16 protein-coding genes are annotated in these 19737 nt (G+C 69.8%); 7 read left to right on the forward strand and 9 right to left on the reverse strand.

What is annotated here, in order from left to right; translation table 11 throughout:
• Positions 1-19: 19 nt before the first annotated feature.
• Complete coding sequence (metH, locus tag AB0C15_RS13590) at positions 20-3535, forward strand: methionine synthase (RefSeq protein ID WP_357351550.1); 3516 nt, start codon at positions 20-22, stop codon at positions 3533-3535.
• 245 nt (positions 3536-3780) lie between these two features.
• Here metH and AB0C15_RS13595 read toward each other — a convergent pair whose 3' ends face one another.
• On the reverse strand, positions 3781-4302 hold the full coding sequence (locus AB0C15_RS13595) for a hypothetical protein (RefSeq protein ID WP_357351552.1): 522 nt from the start codon (positions 4300-4302) through the stop codon (positions 3781-3783).
• Positions 4303-4704: 402 nt separating this feature from the next.
• Between AB0C15_RS13595 and AB0C15_RS13600 the strand changes: the two genes are divergently transcribed.
• On the forward strand, positions 4705-5046 hold the full coding sequence (locus AB0C15_RS13600) for a hypothetical protein (RefSeq protein ID WP_357351554.1): 342 nt from the start codon (positions 4705-4707) through the stop codon (positions 5044-5046).
• A 15-nt stretch (positions 5047-5061) separates the two neighbouring features.
• Here AB0C15_RS13600 and AB0C15_RS13605 read toward each other — a convergent pair whose 3' ends face one another.
• The gene (locus AB0C15_RS13605; RefSeq protein WP_357351556.1) at positions 5062-5520 is read right to left on the reverse strand and encodes a hypothetical protein; all 459 of its coding nucleotides are present in this window, start codon (positions 5518-5520) and stop codon (positions 5062-5064) included.
• 323 nt (positions 5521-5843) lie between these two features.
• Between AB0C15_RS13605 and AB0C15_RS13610 the strand changes: the two genes are divergently transcribed.
• The 3 genes from AB0C15_RS13610 (at position 5844) to AB0C15_RS13620 (ending at position 7630) form a co-directional block, all read left to right on the forward strand.
• A complete protein-coding gene (locus tag AB0C15_RS13610; RefSeq protein WP_357351558.1) occupies positions 5844-6197 on the forward strand; it encodes a hypothetical protein in 354 nt (117 codons plus the stop codon).
• Positions 6198-6242: 45 nt separating this feature from the next.
• Entirely contained in the window at positions 6243-7073 is an 831-nt protein-coding gene (locus tag AB0C15_RS13615; protein ID WP_357351560.1) for an MBL fold metallo-hydrolase, read from the forward strand.
• A 116-nt stretch (positions 7074-7189) separates the two neighbouring features.
• On the forward strand, positions 7190-7630 hold the full coding sequence (locus tag AB0C15_RS13620; protein WP_357351562.1) for a VOC family protein: 441 nt from the start codon (positions 7190-7192) through the stop codon (positions 7628-7630).
• A 54-nt stretch (positions 7631-7684) separates the two neighbouring features.
• On the opposite strand, the gene AB0C15_RS13625 is transcribed toward AB0C15_RS13620, so the two are convergent.
• The 3 genes from AB0C15_RS13625 to AB0C15_RS13635 all read right to left on the reverse strand — a co-directional run bounded on the left by AB0C15_RS13625 (position 7685) and on the right by AB0C15_RS13635 (position 11096).
• Positions 7685-8986: an alpha/beta fold hydrolase gene (locus AB0C15_RS13625; protein ID WP_357351564.1), complete on the reverse strand. Its 1302-nt coding sequence runs from the start codon at positions 8984-8986 to the stop codon at positions 7685-7687.
• A gap of 102 nt (positions 8987-9088) precedes the next feature.
• On the reverse strand, positions 9089-10009 hold the full coding sequence (locus AB0C15_RS13630) for an NAD(P)-dependent oxidoreductase (protein ID WP_357351566.1): 921 nt from the start codon (positions 10007-10009) through the stop codon (positions 9089-9091).
• Between the two features lie 58 nt (positions 10010-10067).
• Entirely contained in the window at positions 10068-11096 is a 1029-nt protein-coding gene (locus AB0C15_RS13635; RefSeq protein ID WP_357351568.1) for a hypothetical protein, read from the reverse strand.
• Positions 11097-11267: 171 nt separating this feature from the next.
• On the opposite strand from AB0C15_RS13635, the gene AB0C15_RS13640 reads away from it, so the two are divergent.
• Both AB0C15_RS13640 and AB0C15_RS13645 read left to right on the forward strand, forming a co-directional pair.
• Entirely contained in the window at positions 11268-11852 is a 585-nt protein-coding gene (locus tag AB0C15_RS13640) for a hypothetical protein (protein WP_357351570.1), read from the forward strand.
• Between the two features lie 29 nt (positions 11853-11881).
• Complete coding sequence (locus AB0C15_RS13645; RefSeq protein ID WP_357351572.1) at positions 11882-12826, forward strand: acyltransferase domain-containing protein; 945 nt, start codon at positions 11882-11884, stop codon at positions 12824-12826.
• A 197-nt stretch (positions 12827-13023) separates the two neighbouring features.
• Here AB0C15_RS13645 and AB0C15_RS13650 read toward each other — a convergent pair whose 3' ends face one another.
• The 4 genes from AB0C15_RS13650 to AB0C15_RS13665 all read right to left on the reverse strand — a co-directional run bounded on the left by AB0C15_RS13650 (position 13024) and on the right by AB0C15_RS13665 (position 19727).
• Positions 13024-15858, reverse strand: coding sequence for a PQQ-dependent sugar dehydrogenase (locus AB0C15_RS13650; RefSeq protein ID WP_357351574.1), 2835 nt, complete (start codon positions 15856-15858; stop codon positions 13024-13026).
• An 89-nt stretch (positions 15859-15947) separates the two neighbouring features.
• Positions 15948-17087: a ThuA domain-containing protein gene (locus AB0C15_RS13655; protein WP_357351726.1), complete on the reverse strand. Its 1140-nt coding sequence runs from the start codon at positions 17085-17087 to the stop codon at positions 15948-15950.
• A gap of 1040 nt (positions 17088-18127) precedes the next feature.
• Positions 18128-18946, reverse strand: coding sequence for a CPBP family intramembrane glutamic endopeptidase (locus AB0C15_RS13660; RefSeq protein WP_357351576.1), 819 nt, complete (start codon positions 18944-18946; stop codon positions 18128-18130).
• Between the two features lie 37 nt (positions 18947-18983).
• Positions 18984-19727, reverse strand: coding sequence for a methyltransferase domain-containing protein (locus AB0C15_RS13665; RefSeq protein ID WP_357351578.1), 744 nt, complete (start codon positions 19725-19727; stop codon positions 18984-18986).
• Between the last annotated feature and the right edge of the window lie 10 nt (positions 19728-19737).

Here is a 19737-nt window from a genome sequence, read left to right on the forward strand (position 1 = left end):
ATCGCACTAACCTGAACGGGTGCGGACTTCATTGATGGATGTGCTGGCTGAGCGGGTTCTCATCGCCGATGGCGCGATGGGCACGATGTTGCAGGCCGCGGACCTCACGCTCGACGACTTCGACGGGCTGGAGGGCTGCAACGAGATCCTCAACGTCACGCGCCCGGACGTGGTACGCGGGGTGCACGACGCCTACCTGGCCGTCGGTGCCGACTGCGTGGAGACAAACACCTTCGGCGCCAACCTCGCCAACCTCGCCGAGTACGACATCCCGCACCGCATCCGCGAGCTGTCCGAGGCCGGCGCCCGGATCGCACGGGGGGCCGCCGACGCGGCAAGCACCCCGCAGCGGCCCCGGTTCGTCCTCGGCTCGATCGGTCCGGGCACCAAGCTGCCCACCCTCGGGCACGCCGCCTACTCGACGCTGCGCGACGCCTACCAGGAGAACGCGGCCGGTCTGATCGTCGGTGGCGCGGACGCGCTGATCATCGAGACCTGCCAGGACCTGCTCCAGGTCAAGGCGGCCGTGGTCGGGTCGAAGCGGGCGATGGCCGAGCTGGGCCAGTCGGTGCCGATCATCTGTCACGTTGCCGTGGAGACCACCGGCACGATGCTCGTCGGCAGCGAGATCGGTGCGGCCCTCGCCGCGATCGAGCCGCTCGGCGTGGACCTGATCGGGCTCAACTGCTCGACCGGCCCGGCCGAGATGAGCGAGCACCTGCGCTACCTGTCGCAGCACTCCCGCATTGCGTTGTCGGTGATGCCGAACGCCGGCCTGCCGGTGCTGACCGCCGACGGGGCGTACTTCCCGCTGAGCCCGGTGGAGCTGGGCGAGGCCCTGGAGCGGTTCATCACCGAGTACGGCGTGGGGCTGATCGGCGGCTGCTGCGGCACCACCCCGGAGCACATCCGGGTGCTGTCCGAGCGGTTGCACGGCGTCACCGCCCCGGCCCGCGAGCCCCGGCACGAGGCGGGCGTCTCCTCGGTGTACCACCCGGTGCCGTTCGCCCAGGACGCGTCGGTGCTGATGGTGGGGGAGCGGACCAACGCCAACGGCTCGAAGGCGTTCCGGGAGGCCATGCTCGCCGGCGACTGGCGGGCCTGTGTGGAGATCGCCCGCAGTCAGGCGCGCGACGGCTCACACCTGCTCGACCTCTGCGTGGACTACGTCGGCCGCGACGGCACGCAGGACATGCGCGAGCTGGCCGGTCGGTTCGCCACCGCGTCCACCCTGCCCATCATGTTGGACTCCACCGAGCCGGCGGTCATCGAGGCCGGGCTGGAGATGCTCGGCGGCCGGTGCGTGGTCAACTCGGTGAACTTCGAGGATGGGGACGGCCCGGAGTCCCGCTACGGGCGGGTGATGCCGGTGATCCGCGAGCACGGCGCCGCCGTGGTGGTGATGTGCATCGACGAGGAGGGGCAGGCGCGTACCGCCGCGGACAAGGTCCGCATCGCCTCGCGCACCATCGACGACCTGACCGGCAGGTGGGGGATGGACCTGTCCGACATCCTCATCGACACGCTGACCTTCCCGATCGCCACCGGGCAGGAGGAGACCCGGCGCGACGGCATCGAGACGATCGAGGCGATCCAGGAGATCTCCCGCCGCTATCCCGGCATCAACTTCACCCTCGGCATCTCGAACATCTCCTTCGGGCTCAACCCGGCGGCCCGGCAGGTGCTCAACTCGGTGTTCCTGCACGAGTGCGTGCAGGCCGGCCTGACCTCCGCGATCGTGCACGCCAGCAAGATCCTGCCGATGGCGAAGATCCCCGACGAGCAGCGCGAGGTCGCCCTGGACATGGTCTACGACAGGCGCCGCGAGGGGTACGACCCGTTGCAGCGCTTCCTCGAGCTCTTCGAGGGCGTCGACGTGACAAGTGCCCGGGCCAGTCGGGCGCAGGAGTTGGCGGCGCTGCCGCTCGACGAGCGGCTCAAGCGGCGGATCATCGACGGGGAGCGCAACGGCCTGGAGGCCGACCTGGACGAGGCGATGGCCGGCGGCCGGTCACCGCTGTCGATCATCAACGACATCCTGCTGGACGGCATGAAGGTGGTAGGTGAGCTGTTCGGCTCCGGCCAGATGCAGTTGCCGTTCGTGCTCCAGTCCGCCGAGGTGATGAAGACCGCGGTGGCCTACCTGGAGCCGCACATGGAAGCCGTCGAGGATGGCGGCAAGGGCCGCATCGTGCTCGCCACAGTCCGCGGCGACGTGCACGACATCGGCAAGAACCTGGTCGACATCATCCTGTCGAACAACGGCTACGAGGTGGTGAACATCGGCATCAAGCAGCCGATCAGCGCCATCCTCGAGGCCGCGGAGCAGCACCGCGCCGACGCGATCGGCATGTCCGGGCTGCTGGTCAAGAGCACCGTCATCATGAAGGAGAACCTGGCCGAGATGGCCACCCGCGGGGTCGCGGAGCGGTGGCCCGTCCTGCTCGGTGGGGCGGCGCTGACCCGCGCGTATGTCGAGGACGACCTGCGCTCGACGTTCCCCGGGCAGGTGCACTACGCGCGGGACGCGTTCGAGGGGTTGTCCCTGATGGACCGGGTGATGACCGCCAAGCGTGGTGGCGCCCCGGTGATCGACCCGGAGCGGGAGGCGGCCCTCGCGGCCCGACGGGCGCGCCGGGAGCGGCAACGCTCGATGGTCACCACGTCACTGCCGGAGCTGCACGACTCGTCGGTCCGCTCCGACGTGGCGGCCGACGTGGCGGTGCCCACCCCACCGTTCTTCGGCACCCGGGTCGTCAAGGGGGTGCCGATGGCCGACTACGCGGCGCTGCTCGACGAGCGGGCCACCTTCTCCGGGCAGTGGGGGCTGCGCGGTGCCCGGGGTGGCAGCGGGCCCTCCTACGAGGAGCTGGTCGAGACCGAGGGTCGGCCGCGCCTGCGGTACTGGCTGGACCGGCTGATCGCCGACCAGATCCTTGAGGCAGCCGTGGTGTACGGCTACTTCCCCGCGTACTCCGAAGGCAATGACCTGGTGGTGCTCGACGAGAACGGGCACGCGGAGCGCGCCCGGTTCTCGTTCCCCCGGCAGCGGCAGGAGCGGCGGCTCTGCCTGGCGGACTTCTTCAAGCCCCAGGGCGACCAGCTCGATGTGGTCGCGTTGCAACTGGTCACCGTCGGTCAGCCGGTCAGCGAGTACGCGGCGAAGCTGTTCGCCCGCAACGAGTACCGCGACTACCTGGAGGTGCACGGGCTCTCCGTGCAGCTCACCGAGGCCCTCGCCGAGTACTGGCACCAGCGCATCCGCGCCGAGTTGACCCTGCCTGACGGGCGTCCGCTGGGGCACGACGACCCGGCGGACCTGGCCGGCATCCTGCACAACGACTACCGGGGCTGCCGGTACGCGTTCGGGTACCCGGCCTGCCCCGACCTGGAGGACCGGGCGAAGATCATGGATCTGCTCGGCGCGGACCGGATCGGGGTCGAGCTGTCCGAGGAGTTCCAGCTCATGCCGGAGCAGGCCACCGACGCGATCGTGGTGCACCACCCGGAGGCCAACTACTTCAACGCCAAGTGACGGGCGCAAGGTCGCTGACCTGCAATGACGACCGTTCCGAGGGTTGCTGAACCATAGTCATGCCGTCTTCAGGCCGTCGAGGGCGTCCTGGCGGACCGGGGCGTAGGTGTGCCTCAGAACGTGCCTGCCGCCGCGCCGGTCATCGGGGAATTCTGCGATAACCGGCGCAGCGGCATGACAGTAATTTCGTCACCGAACCTACGTCGAACACATAGAGGGGGTGCGGGCCGTCCGAATAATGATCGTTACAAACTGAAGGGTGATTCAGCGGCATCGGCGGCTGAATCGCGCGTTGACCGCAATGCCCGCCGGGACTCCCAACGACCTGCCAGCCACACCAGGTTCCCCCAGTAGCTTTCGACCCGGTACCTGTTTCGCAGCTCGGCGATCTGCGGGCTCGCTATCTCGCGGATCTCCAGAATGGATGCTCCCCAGTTGTCGACGATGAAGTTCTCGTCGGCCATGTTGGCACGGACGAACATGCCCGCCACATCGAAGCCGTTACCACGTACCGTGACTGCTGTCTTCTGCTCCTCGGTCCACTGACTGTAAGGCACTTCGATGACCGACGGCAGCACCCGGGCGGCGGCCCGCATTTCGGGCGAGGTTATCAGCCTGACCACTTCCATTGTTCCTTGAACCTGTTGCGAACGGTATACCGCCTCGACCTGCCGCCCAGCGTGCCGGGCCTGGCGAGCTCCGACCAGCAGCGCCAGCGCAACGATTAAAGTGGAAACGACTTGAGAGATGGCGATGACAGTATCCACGTCGCTGATTATTGCTCACAACAGCCCATAGATCGAGTGCACCCAACTCGGCCTGCAGGAGGTCTGTCGGCGGCTGAACCGCCGTTCGAGCGCCGAACCCCCCGTCGCGCGTCACCTGACGGAGTCGTGTCGCACACAGTTGTCGGAGCACAGCCGGGTTGAAGCAGCGGTACGCCGCTCTCAGGGCCGATCAAGGTGGAGCGACATGCGCTGACCGCAGAGAGTTGCCCACGTCAGGGCGGAGTTGCGGGCGCGGTACCTGTCAGTGGCTGCTGCTCCGGCTGGTGATGGTGTCGGGTGGGCGTCATGCGCCAGCGCATTGCTGACGACCTTCGGCCAGCATCCGTCTGCCCGGTATCCTGCGTCCCTCCTGGCAAGAGAGCCGACTACGGTGGAGGAAGCGTGGGATACGAGATTCATATCAGCCGAGCCGAGGAGTACTACGAGAGCGAGGGGCAGCCGATAAACATGCCCGAATGGCAGTCCTACGCGGATGGTAATCCCGCGCTCAACGTCGTCGGATGGCTTGGTTGGGATGAGGACCGCCAGCCCATCTACGAGTACACCTGCGCGGACGGAAGCCCGGTTTCGCTGACCTGGTTCGAAGGTGCGATCGACATCAAGGGTCATGTCGATGGTGACCCCTACCGCGAGTTCGGGTCTTTCGCCGAGGACCTGCGGGCCAATCTCCAAGGCGACGACGACGAGCGGTACACGGCGAGCGGTGTTTTTCCCCCTGACTGACAAACTCAGTGACGATCAGGGCGACGAGTCCCGGAGGAACGACCGCGCCGCTGCCTTCATGACCGCTACTACTTCCTCGGCCTGGTCAGCCGCTGCGCCCCATAGGGCGTACAGCTCCAAGAATCGATCACCCACCGCCTGTAGCTCCGGCATGCCGGAGTAGCACGCCTGCCAGTAGATCTCGTGGGCCAAGTCCTCGGGGTCTCCCTCTCCCGCAACGATGTGCGCTGCTGCCTCACGCATGCGGTGCAGGCGGGCGCCGCTCTCGTCCGGGACCGGACAGCCGAGCTCGTCCATCGCCTGCAGGAACAGGTCGACGGCCTCCCGTGACTGGCCCTTCGAAAGACCGGCGAGCTCGCGCAAGCTCGGAGAGTCGACGCCGCGGGTCAGAGCGTGAGCAGCCGCCATCGGCAGGTCATCGCCGACCGGCTGATCCAAGGCCAGCCGGATGGCAAGGTCACGCAGCTGTTGCATGCCGAAGAGGTTAGGCGCTGCGACCAGGGTTGGCGCTGCCGAGCAAGCCTTTCGGGTGATTGTCGCGCCTGCCCGATGTCGAGCAACCAATCAAGATCATGCCGTTGGCGGGTTGTCCACCGGGGTCGGCTGGGTCCACAGCCGACCATCGCTGTCAAGCGAAGCAGCAGCTCACGCGGCATGTCGTCGCTTGATCAGCTACGCCTCGTCCTTGATCAATGCGACGTCACGTGTGTCGGGTGCTGATGCCACGTCACCGAAGCGCCGGCAGAGCGCGGCGAATGGTCAGGTTTAGTCAGGTCCGAGCCGGGCAGCCCCGGGCCATGTGGGTTGACGTCGACGAACCAAACGCGGTCGAGGAGTTCTGGAACGGGATGCGGGAGGCTGCCGCTGCCGCCGCCCGGCACCAGGACTCCGCCCTGTACAACGCCATCGTCAAGATCGGTAGGTCGGCGTTGGCGCAGGGCGTCGAACTGGTGCCCTCCTGCGGCTTCTTCCTTCAGTGCCCGGTCTGTAGTGCGCAGTCGGGGCAGCGTTGCGTCAACGCGCCCGGCCACCCGTTGCAGGAGAACAACCTGCACCCGGAACGCGTCGAGTTGAGTGAGAAGGCCATCAGGGGTGAGGTCCCCGTTCCCGCGCCGCTCGGCAACGTCCGAGGCTCCCGCTTGATCAGGTGATGAAAAGTAGCTGCCAGGAGCCCGTCCAGAGCTACTTTCCATCACGTGATCTTCGGGTGCCTCGCCGTCGTGCCCCCGAGCTGGTGGACGGACACGGTGTTGGTGTTCTGGCAGGCTGTGCGGATGCGACAGGTGACCGTGCTCGGCAGTTGTGGTGCCTTTCCCGAGCCGGGCCGTGCCTGTAGCGGTTTCGCGGTGGACTGGGACGGCTACCGCCTGGTGCTCGACCTGGGTTATGCCACGCTGCCGCGGTTGCTCCAGCACTGGCCCGATGGCGCGGTGGACGCCGTGGTCATCACCCACGAACACCCGGATCACTGCGTCGACCTGCACGGTCTGTTCCGGATGCGCCTCTACGGTCGGCCCGGGGCGCCCCGGCTGCCGTTGTTCTGCCCGCCCGGCGTGCTCGACCGGCTCAGCGGCCTGGAGCCCGATGTCGATCTGCGCACGGTGTTCGACCTGCATCCAATGCCGGGTAGTTACCGGGTCGGGCCGTTCGACCTGACCGGGCTGTCGCTGCCGCACTTCGTGCCCAACGTCGGCATCCGGATCGAGGCCGACGGCATCGTGCTGGCCTACTCCGGGGACACCGGGCCGATGCCCGCGCTCGCCGAGCTGGGCCGCGACGCCGACCTGTTCATCGTCGAGGCCACCGACCACGACGGCGAGACCAGTCGTTCCGCCCGCAACCTGATGACCTCCACCGAGGCGGGTCAGTGGGCTCGTCGGGCGGGTGCGCGGCGGCTGATGCTCACCCACTTCTGGCCCGGCAACGACCGGACGGTCGCGGTGGCCGCCGCGCGGGCGGAGTTCGGCGGCGCTGTGCTGACGGCTGAGGAAGGGCTCACCGTGACGCTCGGAACGCCAGCCGGCTGATCGGCGCAGAACTCGCGGCGGCTGACCCCGGCTCCGGATGGCGAGAACGACGGAATGGTTCTCTCTTCAGAGAGAAGGCGGTCACCGGGGACCGCGCCAGGCCAGGGAGGGTCAGCATGGCGATCCAGCGGATGGACAACGTCCTCATCGTTGTCGAGGACCTGGACGCGGTCATCGCGTTCTTCGTCGAACTGGGCATGGAGGTGGAGGGGCGAGGGCCGGTCGAGGGGAGGTGGGTGGAGCGCGTCATCGGGCTCGACGACGTGCGGCAGGAGGTGGCGATGCTGCGGACCCCGGACGGCCACGGCAAGGTCGAGCTGGCGATGTTCCACTCGCCGGCGGCGGCCAGCGGCACGCCGAGGGACGCCCCGGCGAACACGCTGGGCATCCGGCGCATCATGTTCGCCGTCGACGACATCGACGACGTGATCGCCCGGCTGCGCGGCCATGGGGCCGAACTGGTCGGGGAGGTGGAGCGGTACGAGGACATCTTCCGGCTCTGCTACCTGCGCGGCCCGGAGGGCATCATCGTCGGGCTGGCCGAACAGCTGCGCTGAGGGGCGCCGGTCCGGATCAACCGGGGCCCGGGGCGGGCCCAGCGGGTGTACGCCTCACAGCTCGCCCCGGACCAGCCGGATCAGCCGGTCGAGGACCCGGCCGCCGCTGACCCGCAGGCCGTCGTGCTCGTACTCGTCGGTGACCCAGGTGCGCAGCCCGCGGACCGAGCGGGCGGTGTCGAGCGAGTCGCCGGTGTCGACGTACATGTCGTCGTGGTAGATGGCGGCGGCCACCGGCACCTCGTTGCGGGCCAGCTGTCCGGGGTCGTACAGGTCGGGCCAGTCCTCCCGCTCGGCGAGCAGGTCCGCCGCCTCGGCCAGCGGCGCCAGCGCCGGGTCGGTGGCGAACATCCAGGGGTAGATCATCTCCCCGGTCAGCAGCACCGGAAGGTTCTCGGCGAGCGCCCGGTCGACGTCGAAGCGGGGGAACTCCGCGCGGACCGACTGTGCCGCCCATCGGGTGCCGTGTGGGGACACCGAGCGCTGGCCGTAGATCGACTCGTGGAGTACGGCGTAGAGCGGGCGGCCGGTGAACGACAGGTGACGCTCGACCTGGGCGAGGAACGCGTCGGCGAAGGGCACGCCGGGCAGCGTGCTCTCCTCCAGCAGGTAGTGCAGCGTGTGCGAGCCGTTCCCGGTGCCCAGCAACATGCCCAGCGTCTGGAACGCCTCGGCGGTCAGCACACCACCGCCGGGCAGCCGTACCTCCTGCTCGCGTAGCCGGCGCACGACGGTCCGGACGGTGTCGGCGTCCTGCGGGTAGCGCGTGTAGTGCGCCTCGACCTTGCGCTGCACCCGGGGGTAGGCCGCCCGGTACACCGCCTCGGGCGTGCGGCGCAGCCCGGCGAGACCACCGGTCACGAACGCCTCGCGCACCCCCTGTGGGGCGTACGACAGGTAGGTGAGGGTGCAGAAGCCGCCGTAGCTCTGGCCCAGCAGGCTCCACTGCCCGGCGTTGCCGAGGAACTCCCGGCGGATCAGCTCGCAGTCCCGCACGATCGAGTCGGCGCGGAAGTACGCCAGGTACCGGGCCTGTGCGGCGGCGTCGCCGCGCAGTGGCAGGGTGTGCCGGTCGACGGGTGTGGACCGGCCGGTGCCGCGCTGATCCAACAGCAGCACCCGGTAGTCGTCGAGCGCCCGGTCCAGCCACTCGTCCCGGCCCACCGGGCGTGGGGACCGCCCGCCCGGCCCGCCCTGCAGGAACAGCAGCCAGGGCAGGGACTCCCGCTGCGCGCCCGCGGCGACGACCTCGCGGGCGTACACCTCGATCTGCTCCCCGGTTGGGTCCGCGTGGTCGAGCGGTACCCGGAAGGTGTGATCGCTGATGAGGGTGCCCGGGTGGCGGTGGGTCGGCACGTGCTCTCTCCCGATTGTCGGTGCGGCCTGGTGCCCCCAGCCTGCCCGACGAGGGCGGTGACGCCGTCTCGACCCCGGTGCCCGGCGGCGTCCGGGTGACCGTCAGTGGGTGTCGCCGACCGGGAAGGTCTCGCGTAGGGCCGGGCCCAGCGCGCGGCCGCTCGTCGGTTCGATGAACAGGTCGGTGAGCAGCAGGTCGCCGAGGTGGCTGGGGTTGATGCCGGACTCCTTGCGACCCAGGGCCTGCGCCGCGCCGCCGAGTCGCAGCGCGGCCCGCGCCGCGCCGGCCGGCAGGCGGCCGACCCGGCGGGGCCGGCCCACCGCGTCAGCGATGCGCGCGAGCATGTCGGCCCAGGTCAGGTTCTCGTCGGCGACCGGGATGTCCGCGCCGCTGGCCCGCTCCAGGGCATCGACCGCGACCTCGGCCACGCTGCGGGCGGAGGCCGCGGCGCTACCGCCGGTCGGGGCGACCAGGGGGGTACGCGAGCGCGCCCACCGGTCCAGCGGACCGGCCCAGTTGGGCAGCCGGTCGCCGGCCCGGCCGAAGACGAAGGGCAGTTCGAGGACGGCTACCGGAAGGCCATCGCCGGCTGCCGCCCGCCCCTCCCGGGCCTGCTCCAGGCGGCAGCGGATGTACGTGTGCCGTTCGGCGAGGCGCCACTGCGGGTGGAGCCGGTCGAAGTAGGTGTAGTAGGAGCCCATCACGACGCCCCGGGTGAGCCCTTCGAGGCGGGCGGCGGTGAGCAGGCGTACCACCGGGTCGACGTTGTCGCGCCGGAACTCGGGATAGATCGGCTTGGGCAGCGGCCGTTGCTCGTCGGTGCGGGTGGCGTACACGACGCCGTCGTGCCCGGCGAGCAACGGCCGCAGGTCGTCGACCGAGGCGGACCCGACATCGAGCAGGTGGTCGACGCCCGGTTGGGCGGTCCGCGCCACGGTGGTCGCGGCGTGACCACCGTCGCGCAGGACGTCCACGACGTGAGCGCCGATCAGCCCGCTGCCACCCACCACGAGAATTCGCACGGTGCATCGTCCACTCTGGAACGGGTGTCTTGTCAAGCCACGGTCGCCGCCGGGCGGGTCACTGCTTGTTCTTCGCGACGGTGTAGATGTCCAGGACGTCGTCGTCGAAGTAGGGGCCGTACATGTTCCCCGAGTACTTGTACGACATCACCGAGTTGACCCACCCGAACCGCAGGTCGTTGTCCCAGCCGCGCAGGAAGGGGCCGCCGCTCGCGCCCTTGTTGAGCGGGCAGTCCTTCAGCTTGATCCGTTGCACCCCGGCGGCCTTTGTGGTGCCGGAGGAGAAGAACTGCGACTGCCCGTCGAACGGCGGTTCACCCGGGTAGCCGAGCAGCATCGCGGAGAACGACTTGGACTTGTTCACGCTGAGCCCCTGCCCACCGGTGACGTGCACGAGTCGGTCGCCGCCGAGCGGGTGCATGGTGACGAACGCGAAGTCCCACCAGAGGTAACCCCAGTCGACCCAGCCCTCCACCGAGGTGAACTCCTTGGCCGACCAGAGGCCGTGCAGCGGCTCGCCCTCGGTGAACTCCGGCGCGTACACCCAGTTGTCGAACCAGACCGACCCGCCGTCACCCGGGTGTACGCAGTGGCCGGCGGTGGACACCAGGTTCGCCTGGGGGTTGTTGATGGTGGCACCGGAGCAGAAGAAGTCATCGCCGTGGTGGGTGAAGAAGACCCGTCCGACGCCGGGTGAGGCGTTCACCGCCTGGGTCGCCTGACCGCTGCCCGCCGGGGCCGCGCTCAGCGTGGCGGTCGAGGGCCGGGGTGCCGCCGGCGTTTCCACGTCGCGGGGCGCGCCGACCCGGCCGGGGCGGTCGGTGGCTTCCCCGTCGGGTGCGTCGACCCCGTCCGGCATGGGTGCGGGTCGTGCCGCTCGCATGCGCTCGGGCGTCCAGTAGGCGGCGCTCGACCTCGCCGCGGCGTCGGCGTCGGTGGACGGCCGCCCGTGGATGGTGGCGCGGGCCTCGGTCACTGTCGCGGACTCGGCGGCGGCGGTCGGGCCGGCCTGGGCCGGCGGCTGCGCGACGGTGACGGCCGCCAGCAGCATGACGCCGGCCGAGAGTAATCCGAGTTGCCTACGCACGAGACCTCCTGGGGTTGGTGGCCGGAGCGGATGCGCGCCGACGTCCTCCCGCAGACGCTAGGCTCGGATGCACGGTCTACAGTGGGCGTGTCGTATACGGTCAGTGACGGTTGCCTGACTGCGAGATGCACCGGGCTGTGTCCGAGAAGTTCTCACAAACGGGGGTTGAGGATGCCGGAACCGCGCGCCTTCTGGCTGGACGAGCAGTTCGACCGCGAGCACGGCACCGACGGACACGGCCGGTACGAGGCCGAGGTGCTCGGCCGCCTCGACGAGTTCACCGACACCTGGGGAGACTTCGCGCCCGTCGCGTTCGCGGTGACCGCCTGGCGGCTGGCCACCGAGCTGTCGCCGGGCTTCGTCCGCTGGCACCGGCGGATCATCACGGCGACCTGCGCGCGCAGCCCGTGGGACGGCAGCCTGGTCTGCGCGGTGACCGTGGCCTCCCGCTGGCCGGCCGAGCTGACCTGGACCAAGCAGTGGCAGCGCGACCGTGGTTGGCAGAACTGGCCGCAGTTGTTCGGCCAGTTCACCACGCCCACCGAGCAGGACCAGACGCGCCGCCCACACCTGCGCGCGCTCCTCCAGGTGGAGGCTCCGGTCCCGCTCGACGACCTGCCGCCGACCCCCGCCGGGCCGGACGACGACGTCCCGGTGGCGGCACGGCGGGCCGTGGCGGTGCTGGCCCGGGAACTCAACGACCTTCTCGCGCCGATGGTCGGGCAGCTCGACGCCGGGGTGCCGGCGGGCTCCTGAGCCGCCCGCCGGCCGGTATGGTCGTCACCGTGGACCTGGACGACATCGCCGCCCGGCTCGGGGTGCCCGTCGAGGACGTCACCCGTGTGCACCGACTCGCCGGTGACGGGCCGTCAGCTCCGTTACCGGCCAAGGGCGACGCGTCCGCTCTCCTCGACCGGCTCGCCGTGCCGCCGCAGGACGCCGCCGAGATCATGGCCGGTTGGCCCGACCCCGGCTCTCCGCTGTGGACCGAGGAGCTGCGCTGGCTCCTCGACCGCTCGATCGCCCTGGTCCGCGCCGACCTCGCGGGCTACGAGTGGATGTCACCCGGCCCGGAGCTGCCCCGAGACCGGGGCCCCGCCTGGCGGCACCTCTACGTGTACGCGTACCTGGCCCTGGTCGACGTCGTGCGGGGCTACCACCGCGACCACGGCGTCCCCGACGCGGTCTCCTGGGTGACCCTCGCCGACCTGGGCCGCAACCTCGCGATCGACCGGCGGATGCGCGGCGAGGGCTGGCCGATCATGCAGAGTTGGCTGACGCTGCACTCGCGCGGCAGCGTCTACGAGTTGGGCCGGCTGCAACACCAGCGCGGCGACGGCGCGATCGGTCTGCACGTCCCCGACTCGGGCCCGATGACCCCGCAGGCGGTCGAGTCGTCCCTCGACCAGGCCCGCGCGTTCTTCGCCCGGCACTTCCCCGACGAGCGGTACACCGCGTTCTCCTGCGCCTCGTGGCTGCTCGACCCGCAACTGCGCGAATACCTCCCCGAGGACTCCAACATCGTGCGGTTCCAACGCCGTTTCGAGCTGGAGCCCTACCAGGCGTCAGAGGGGCCGGACGCCGACATCGAGGTGCTGCGGTTCGGGTTCCGCACTTTGACCACGCCCCTCGACGAGCTGCCGCGCGGCACCGTGCTCCAACGCGCGATCATCGACCACCTGCGCGCCGGCGGCCACTGGCACTGGCGCCACGGCCGCTTCCCGATCTAGCCACCCTTCCACCACGCCCCGTTGGCGGGTGCGTGCGCCGCCGGTCCGATCACCTCCCGACCCTCGGCACGGACATCACCATTGAGGAGATCGCGGTCGAGTCCTACTACCCCGCGGACGCGCAGAGCGCCGCCTACTTCACACGGTAGGGCCCGGCCTGGTCAGCGACCAGACCGGGCCCCACCACCCGCCACCTGTCAGCCGGTGGTCAGGGTGAACTTCTCCCAGGCGCCAACCGACGTGCGGTTGGCGATCAGGGATCCGGCCCCGGCGTTCTCGGCGCACACGATCTGGTTGTTGACCGTGGCCCGCAGGCCCACCGTCCCGTCCGAGTTGGTGATGAGCTGGAACGTCTCCCACGACCCGATCGAGCTGGCGTTGGCGACCAACGCCCCGGCGCCCGCGTTCGTGGCCGAGACGTAGAGCCCGTTGGCGCGCGACCGCAGCGCGATGTTGCCGTTGCCGGCGTCCACCCGGTCGAACTGCTCGGTCGTGCCACCGACACTGGCCTTGTTGGCGATCAACGCGGTGGTGCCGACCGCCGACACGTACTGGTTGTTCACCTGCGCCCGCAGCGTGCTCACCGGCGTGCTGCTACCGGTGCCGGTGGCGAAGGTGAACGCGTCGACGTCGAACAGGTAGCCGGACCCGCCCTTGAACACCAGGTACAGGGTCGTCGACGCGCTCGGCGGGTTGCTGATCGTGCCGGACGCCTCGACGAACGTCTCCCAGTTGCCGGTCACCGGCACCGTGACGGTGCCCAGCAGGGATCCGGTCGCCGACCCGGCCCGGACCTCGATGGTGCCGCCCGCGCCGGCCGACGACGCCCGCACGGTGATGCGGTTGGCGTTGGCCAGGTTGTACGGCTGGTACGAGATCCAGTCGTTGTTCTCGATGAACCCGGCGGTGCGGCCACCCTCGGCGTTGGTGTGGTCGGTGGCCTGGACGCCGGACTGGGCGCCGAAGTGCTCACCCTGGCGGTGCTTCGGTTGCAGCGTCTTGATGCTGTGCGTGGTCAGCCCGCCGTTGTCGGTGTAGGCGGCGTCGAAGACCCCGTAGATGTTCGCCGCCGAGTCGTGCTCGCCGTCGGTCGGCAGGGTGATCGAGCCGCTGCACCCGTTCTTCGAGGTGATCTGGTGGGCGTGACTGTCGTGTCCCAGCGCGTAGGTCAAGCTCACCTTGGAACAGTCGATGGTGCCGTCCTGCGGGTCGCTCACGCTGATCTGGTACGAGACCGTGTCACCGAAGCTGAACAGCTGCCCGTCGGCGGGCGAGGTGAGCGTCACCGTCGGTGCCGTGTTGCCCACGGTGATGACCAGGCTCGCCGTGCCGGTCAACCCATTCGGGTCGGTGACCCTCAACGTGGGGGAGTAGGTGCCGTTCGTGGTGTACGTCTTGGTCGGGTTCGCCGCCGTCGACGTGGTGCCGTCACCGAACGTCCACAGGTAGCTCAGCGCCCCACCCTCGGGGTCCGAGCTGCCGGCCGACGAGAAGTTGACGGTCAACGGGTTGGCCCCCGAGGTCGGGTTCGCCGAGGCGACCGCGATCGGGTTGCGGTTGCCGCCGCCGATGTACTCGATCCGGAACAACGCCTGGTTGTTCGACCCGGTGCCGTAGTCCAGCACGTACAACGCGCCGTCCGGTCCGAAGGCCATGTCCATGACCTGGGTGCCGGACCACGGGAAGTTGGAGATCTCCCCGCGGGAGCCGTCGGAGTTGACCGCGATGGCCTTGATCCAGCGGCGACCGTACTCACCGGCGAAGAACTGGCCGTTGAGCGACTGCGGGAACTTGACGCTGGAGTTCAGCGACGCGTCGTACCGGTAGACCGGCCCGCCCATCGGCGACTCCGAGCCGCTGCCGAACTCCGACGGTGAACCCGAGTCGCCGGCGTACTTGATCCACGCCGCCCTCGCCGCGGGCAGCGTGCCGAGCCCGGTGTTGCGGAACGAGTTGTTCGTCGGCCCGCCCGTGCAGTTGTACTTGGACTGCGACGGCCCGGACGGGAAGGTGTATTCGTTGTACGTCTCGGAGCTGGTGTTGGCGCCGGTGCAGTACGGCCAGCCGTAGTTGCCGGCCGACGCGATGCGGTTGAACTCGACCTGACCCTGTGGGCCCCGGCTGGAGTTCGTGCTGCCCGCGTCCGGGCCGTAGTCGCCGAGATAGACGACGCCGGTGGCCTTGTCGACGCTCATCCGGAACGGGTTGCGCAGACCCATCGCGTAGATCTCCGGCCGGGTGTTGGCCGTGCCGGGTGCGAACAGGTTGCCCGACGGGATGGTGTACGTGCCGTCGGCCTGCGGCTTGATCCGCAGCAGCTTGCCCCGCAGGTCGTTCGTGTTGCCCGCCGTGCGCTGGGCGTCGAACTGCGGGTTGCGGTTGGTCCGCTCGTCGAGCGGCGCGTAGCCGGACGACTCGAACGGGTTGGTGTCGTCGCCGGTGGTCAGGTACAGGTTGCCGGCGGAGTCGAAGTCCAGGTCGCCGCCGACGTGGCAGCACTGGCCACGGTCGTTGGCGACCTGGAGCACGATCTTCTCGCTGCCCACGTTGAGCGTGTCGTCCGAGTTGAGGGTGAACCGGGACAGCCGCAGGTGCCCCTTCCACCGGTCCCAGTCCGACTGCGACCCGGTGGTCGGCGCGTCCCCGGACGGGGTGCTCAACGTGGGCGAGTAGTACAGGTAGATCCACCGGTTGGTGGCGAAGCCGGGGTCGACGGCGACGCCCTGCAACCCCTCCTCGTCGTGGGTGTAGACCGACAGGGTGCCGGAGGTCTTGGTGTTGCCGGCCACGTCGGTCACCCGCAGCACGCCGTTGCGGGCGGTGTGCAGCACCGAGCGGTTCGGCAGGACGGCCAGGGACATGGCCTCACCCAGCTCGGCCGAGCCGGTGGCGAGTTTGACCTGTTGATAGTCGGAGGCGGGGATCACCGCGGCTTGCGCGGTGGACGGTGCAGCCACAGCGAGGGCCGCGCTTGTGACGGTGAGAACCGCCGCGAAGAGCGCCCGGGGCCAGCGCCGGGGATACGAGAGCATGATCGTCCTTTCTCGACGACCGGGGGTGCGGGTGCGCGGGGGCGCACCACGACCAGGTGGGGGTGGTGAAGAGCGGGCGGGGGAGCAGGTCAGCTGGTGGTGACCAGGTCGAACTTCTCCCACTGGCCGATGGAGGTCCGGTTGGCGATCAACGGGGAGGCGCCACCGTTGTCGGCGGAGACGTACCGGTTGTTCACCGTGGCCCGCAGGCTCACCGTGCCGTCGGAGTTACGGACCAGTTGGAACGTCTCCCAGGCGCCGGCGGAGGCCCGGTTGGCGATCAGCGCGGACGATCCGGAGTTCTCCGCCGCGACGTACTGCGAGTTGCTCTTGGCCCGCAGCGCCACGTTGCCGTTGGCGAGGTTGACCAGGTCGAAGCGCTCACTCGTGTTCACCGAGGTCTTGTTGGCGATCAACGCCGTGGTGGAGTTGGGTGCGCTGACGTACTGGTTGTTGGCACGGGCCCGCAGGGTGGAGCCGCTGACGGTGGGCGGCGGGGTGGTCGTGCGCGGCGAGCAGTCGGCGGTCACCGAACCCGCGGCGACCTGGAGGCCGCCGAGCAGCATCCGGGTGAAGTTCGGGTCGGTATACGACGCCTCGGTGTGCCCGAGGCCGGTGTACCAGGCCCGCCCGCCGCCGTACGCCTTGCACCAGGTGATCGGGTGGTCGCCGCTCATGTTGCCGCCGCTGTAGGACGACTCGTCGAGGTTGGCCAGGACCCGCGCGGTGGACCGGGGGTTGGTGCGGTAGTTGTACCACTCGTCGGAGCGGACCCAGGTGGCGCTGAGGTGCGCCGTCGACGGGTTGGTGTTGTCCTCGATCCGCACGGTCGCGTTCTGGATCGCCGGGTGCGAGTCGAAGTACGCGCCGACCAGCTGGCCGTACCACGGCCAGCTGTACTCGGTGTCGGCCGCGGCGTGCACGCCGACGTAGCCACCACCGGCCGCGATGTACGACTCGAAGGCCGTCTGCTGGCTGGCGTTGAGGACGTCCCCGGTCGTCGACATGAACACCACCGCCTGGTACTGGGCCAGGTTGGAGGTGGTGAACTGGCCGGCGTCCTCGGTCGAGGTCACGGTGAAGCCGTTGGCCGAGCCGAGCTGCTGGATCGCGGCGATGCCGTTGGGGATCGACGAGTGGCGGAAGCCGGCGGTCTTGCTGAACACCAGGACCTTGGTCAGTGGTGCCGCCGAGGCGGGGGTCGGCAGGGCGACCAGACTGGCAAGCATGACTGCCAGTCCGGTGACGAGTGCCAACAGGCGGGGACGGGAACGCATGGATCTGCTCCTCTGCTGAGCGTCGACCTCAGGGCGTGCACGTGGGCAGGCCAGGGGCCACGGTGGCGGTACGGGAGCCGGGCCGCCGATGCTCGGCTGAGGTGCTGCGGGGTGGTGGGGGGTGAAGGGGTGGTGTGCTGGACCAATCGTTGACCTCGGACAACCACTGTGGACGGTCAGAATTCATCGATTGGTATCGCTGACGCAGTAAACCTCTGATGTATGCGCCCCGTCAAGCCCACCGGGTGCACCCGCGCACGGCCCGGGTCGCGGTGCAGGTGGGACGTAAGGTCGGCAGCTTGAGCACCGACGAAGATCGGACACGTCTCGCCGAGCACCCCATGTCGCTGCCGGGCCGCGAGTTCGTCTGGCCGGATCGCGACGTCTACGACGGCGGACTCGGGACAGACCAGGGCCGGTGGGAGAACGGCCACTGCGTGTCGTGCGACATCGCGGTCATCTCGAACGCCAAGCGCGCGTACTGCCCGTACTGCGGATCCGCGTGCACCCTGACCTGCCCCGACGCCCCGGATGTCGTACGGCTGGCCCCGGTCGCCCCAGCCGGGCCCACGAGGGCTCCTGCGGTCGTGCGGTCTCTGCGTGGGGATTGAGGAGGTGGCAGGGCTTGCCCCGCCAGGCGGCCGGCGTGCGCGCCGCTACGTACACCAGCGCGGTAACCGTCGGATGATTGCAGGCATCGCCGATGCGAAAACCTCCGCACGACGCCCCGACCCGCCCCGCCCGCGCGCCGATCTTGCACTTACGGATGTCGCATTGAGTGGGATGCCCCAAATGCCGCAACAAGAAGTGCAAGATCGGCGCACCTGGTCGTGGGCCGCGAGGGCCTGCTCCGTCGATCATGGAGCTATGGTGCCTGCTTTGGGTTCTGACGAGTGCTTTGTCCCCCAGCACAACTCCATGATCGGCGGGGCGGAGCGGGGCGGAGCGGGGCGGGGCGGGGCGGGGCGCGTGTGGGTGGGGACGCCCAGGCTTCAGCCGCTCTGCGGCACCGGCTCCGGTGCGATGGCGTTCCAGTTCAGGTGGTCGCGGTAGCGGTGGCGCAGGACGAGCCAGCTCACCGAGAACGGAACGGCTCCGATGGCCACCACGCCCAGCACATCCGCGCCGACCACGTCGAAGACCGCCCCGACCTCGCCGAACAACTGAGCGACCGTCTGGAAGGCGACGTGCAGGCCGATGCCGGCCCAGACGTCGCCGGTCGCGGCCCGGAAGGCGCCCACCAGCAGCGCGAAGACGAGGAACAGCGCCAGTCGGTCGACGGACCTGGCCGCCCCGATCAGGAACCCGAACCCGGTGAACAGCACCGCCTGCCCGACGACCGCCTGCCAGGCGGGCAGCCGGGTGGCGAGGTGGTGTTGCAGGTACCCGCGGAAGACCACCTCCTCCGGCAGCGCCTCCTTGAGGAAGACGAGCACCACCAGCAGGGCCGCCACGCGCAGCACGTCCCCGACGGACGTCCGGACGCTGATCTCGACCCAGCCGAGGCCGAGGCAGAGCGCGAACCCCACCGCCGCGGGGACGAGCCAGCAGGCCATCCCGAACAGCAGGTGCCGCCAGCCGGCGCGCAGCGACGGCAACCCGAGGCCGGCCCAGGGCCGCCGGTCCAGGACGCGACGGGCGACGACCACCAGGGGTACGACGACAGCGCTGGTGAGGACCGCCCCGACCGCGTGGGTGGTCCGGTCGTAGTCACTGCCAAGCAGGGCATCCAGCGACAGCCACACCAGCACGGCGGCGGTGGCCACGACGAGGACCCGCCACGGCAGGGCGAGACGGGGTTCGGCGCTCACCCCGCGCAGCGTAGCCAGCGGGGTCAACGGCCGAGCGTCAACGGCCGAGGACGAGGTAGCCGAGGCCGAGGACACCCCGGTAACCGCCGACGTACTCACGCAACCGGTCGTCGAGTTCCGTGCGGACGTCGGCCGCACGGGGATCCTCCGGGTACGCCAGCAGCCACTCCTGCCGGCCGGCGAGCCAGGTGGACTCGAAGTCGTCCCACTCCCGCTGGTCGGCGGTGCTCAGGTGCAGCAACCGCCAGCCCCGCTCGCCGGCGGCCTCGACCAGCTCGGGAAGGGTCGGGACGTCGGGGCCAAAGATCTCGGCGACCTCCGCCGTGGGGGTCCGTTCCCAGTACGCGTCGCCGAACAGCAGCCGTCCACCGGGTCGGACCACGGCGGCGAGGGCGTCCAGGGCGGCCGTGGTGCCGCCGAAGGCGTGCGCCGACCCGATGCAGATGATCCGGTCGGCCGGCTCCTGCCAGGCGGCGGCTTCGCCCAGCACGAAGGCGACGTGCCGGTCCAGTGACCGATCCGCGGCCAGTCGCCGCCCTCGATTGAGCGCCGCCTCGTCGGTGTCCACACCGACGCCACGCGTCGCGACCGGGCCGGACGCACCGCCGGCGGCGACCGCGCGCAGCAGCAGCTCCCCCCAGCCGCAGCCGAGGTCGAGCACGCGCGCTCCGGGCCGGACGTCGAGCCGTTGCAGCAGCAGAGCGGCGTGCTCCGGTGAGAGCGGAGTGTTCCAGCGCATCCGGGCGTGACGGCTGGCGGAGAGGTGGTCGGTCGACTGCATCCGTCGAGGG

Source organism: Micromonospora sp. NPDC048835, from assembly GCF_040649995.1.
GTDB lineage: Bacteria > Actinomycetota > Actinomycetes > Mycobacteriales > Micromonosporaceae > Micromonospora.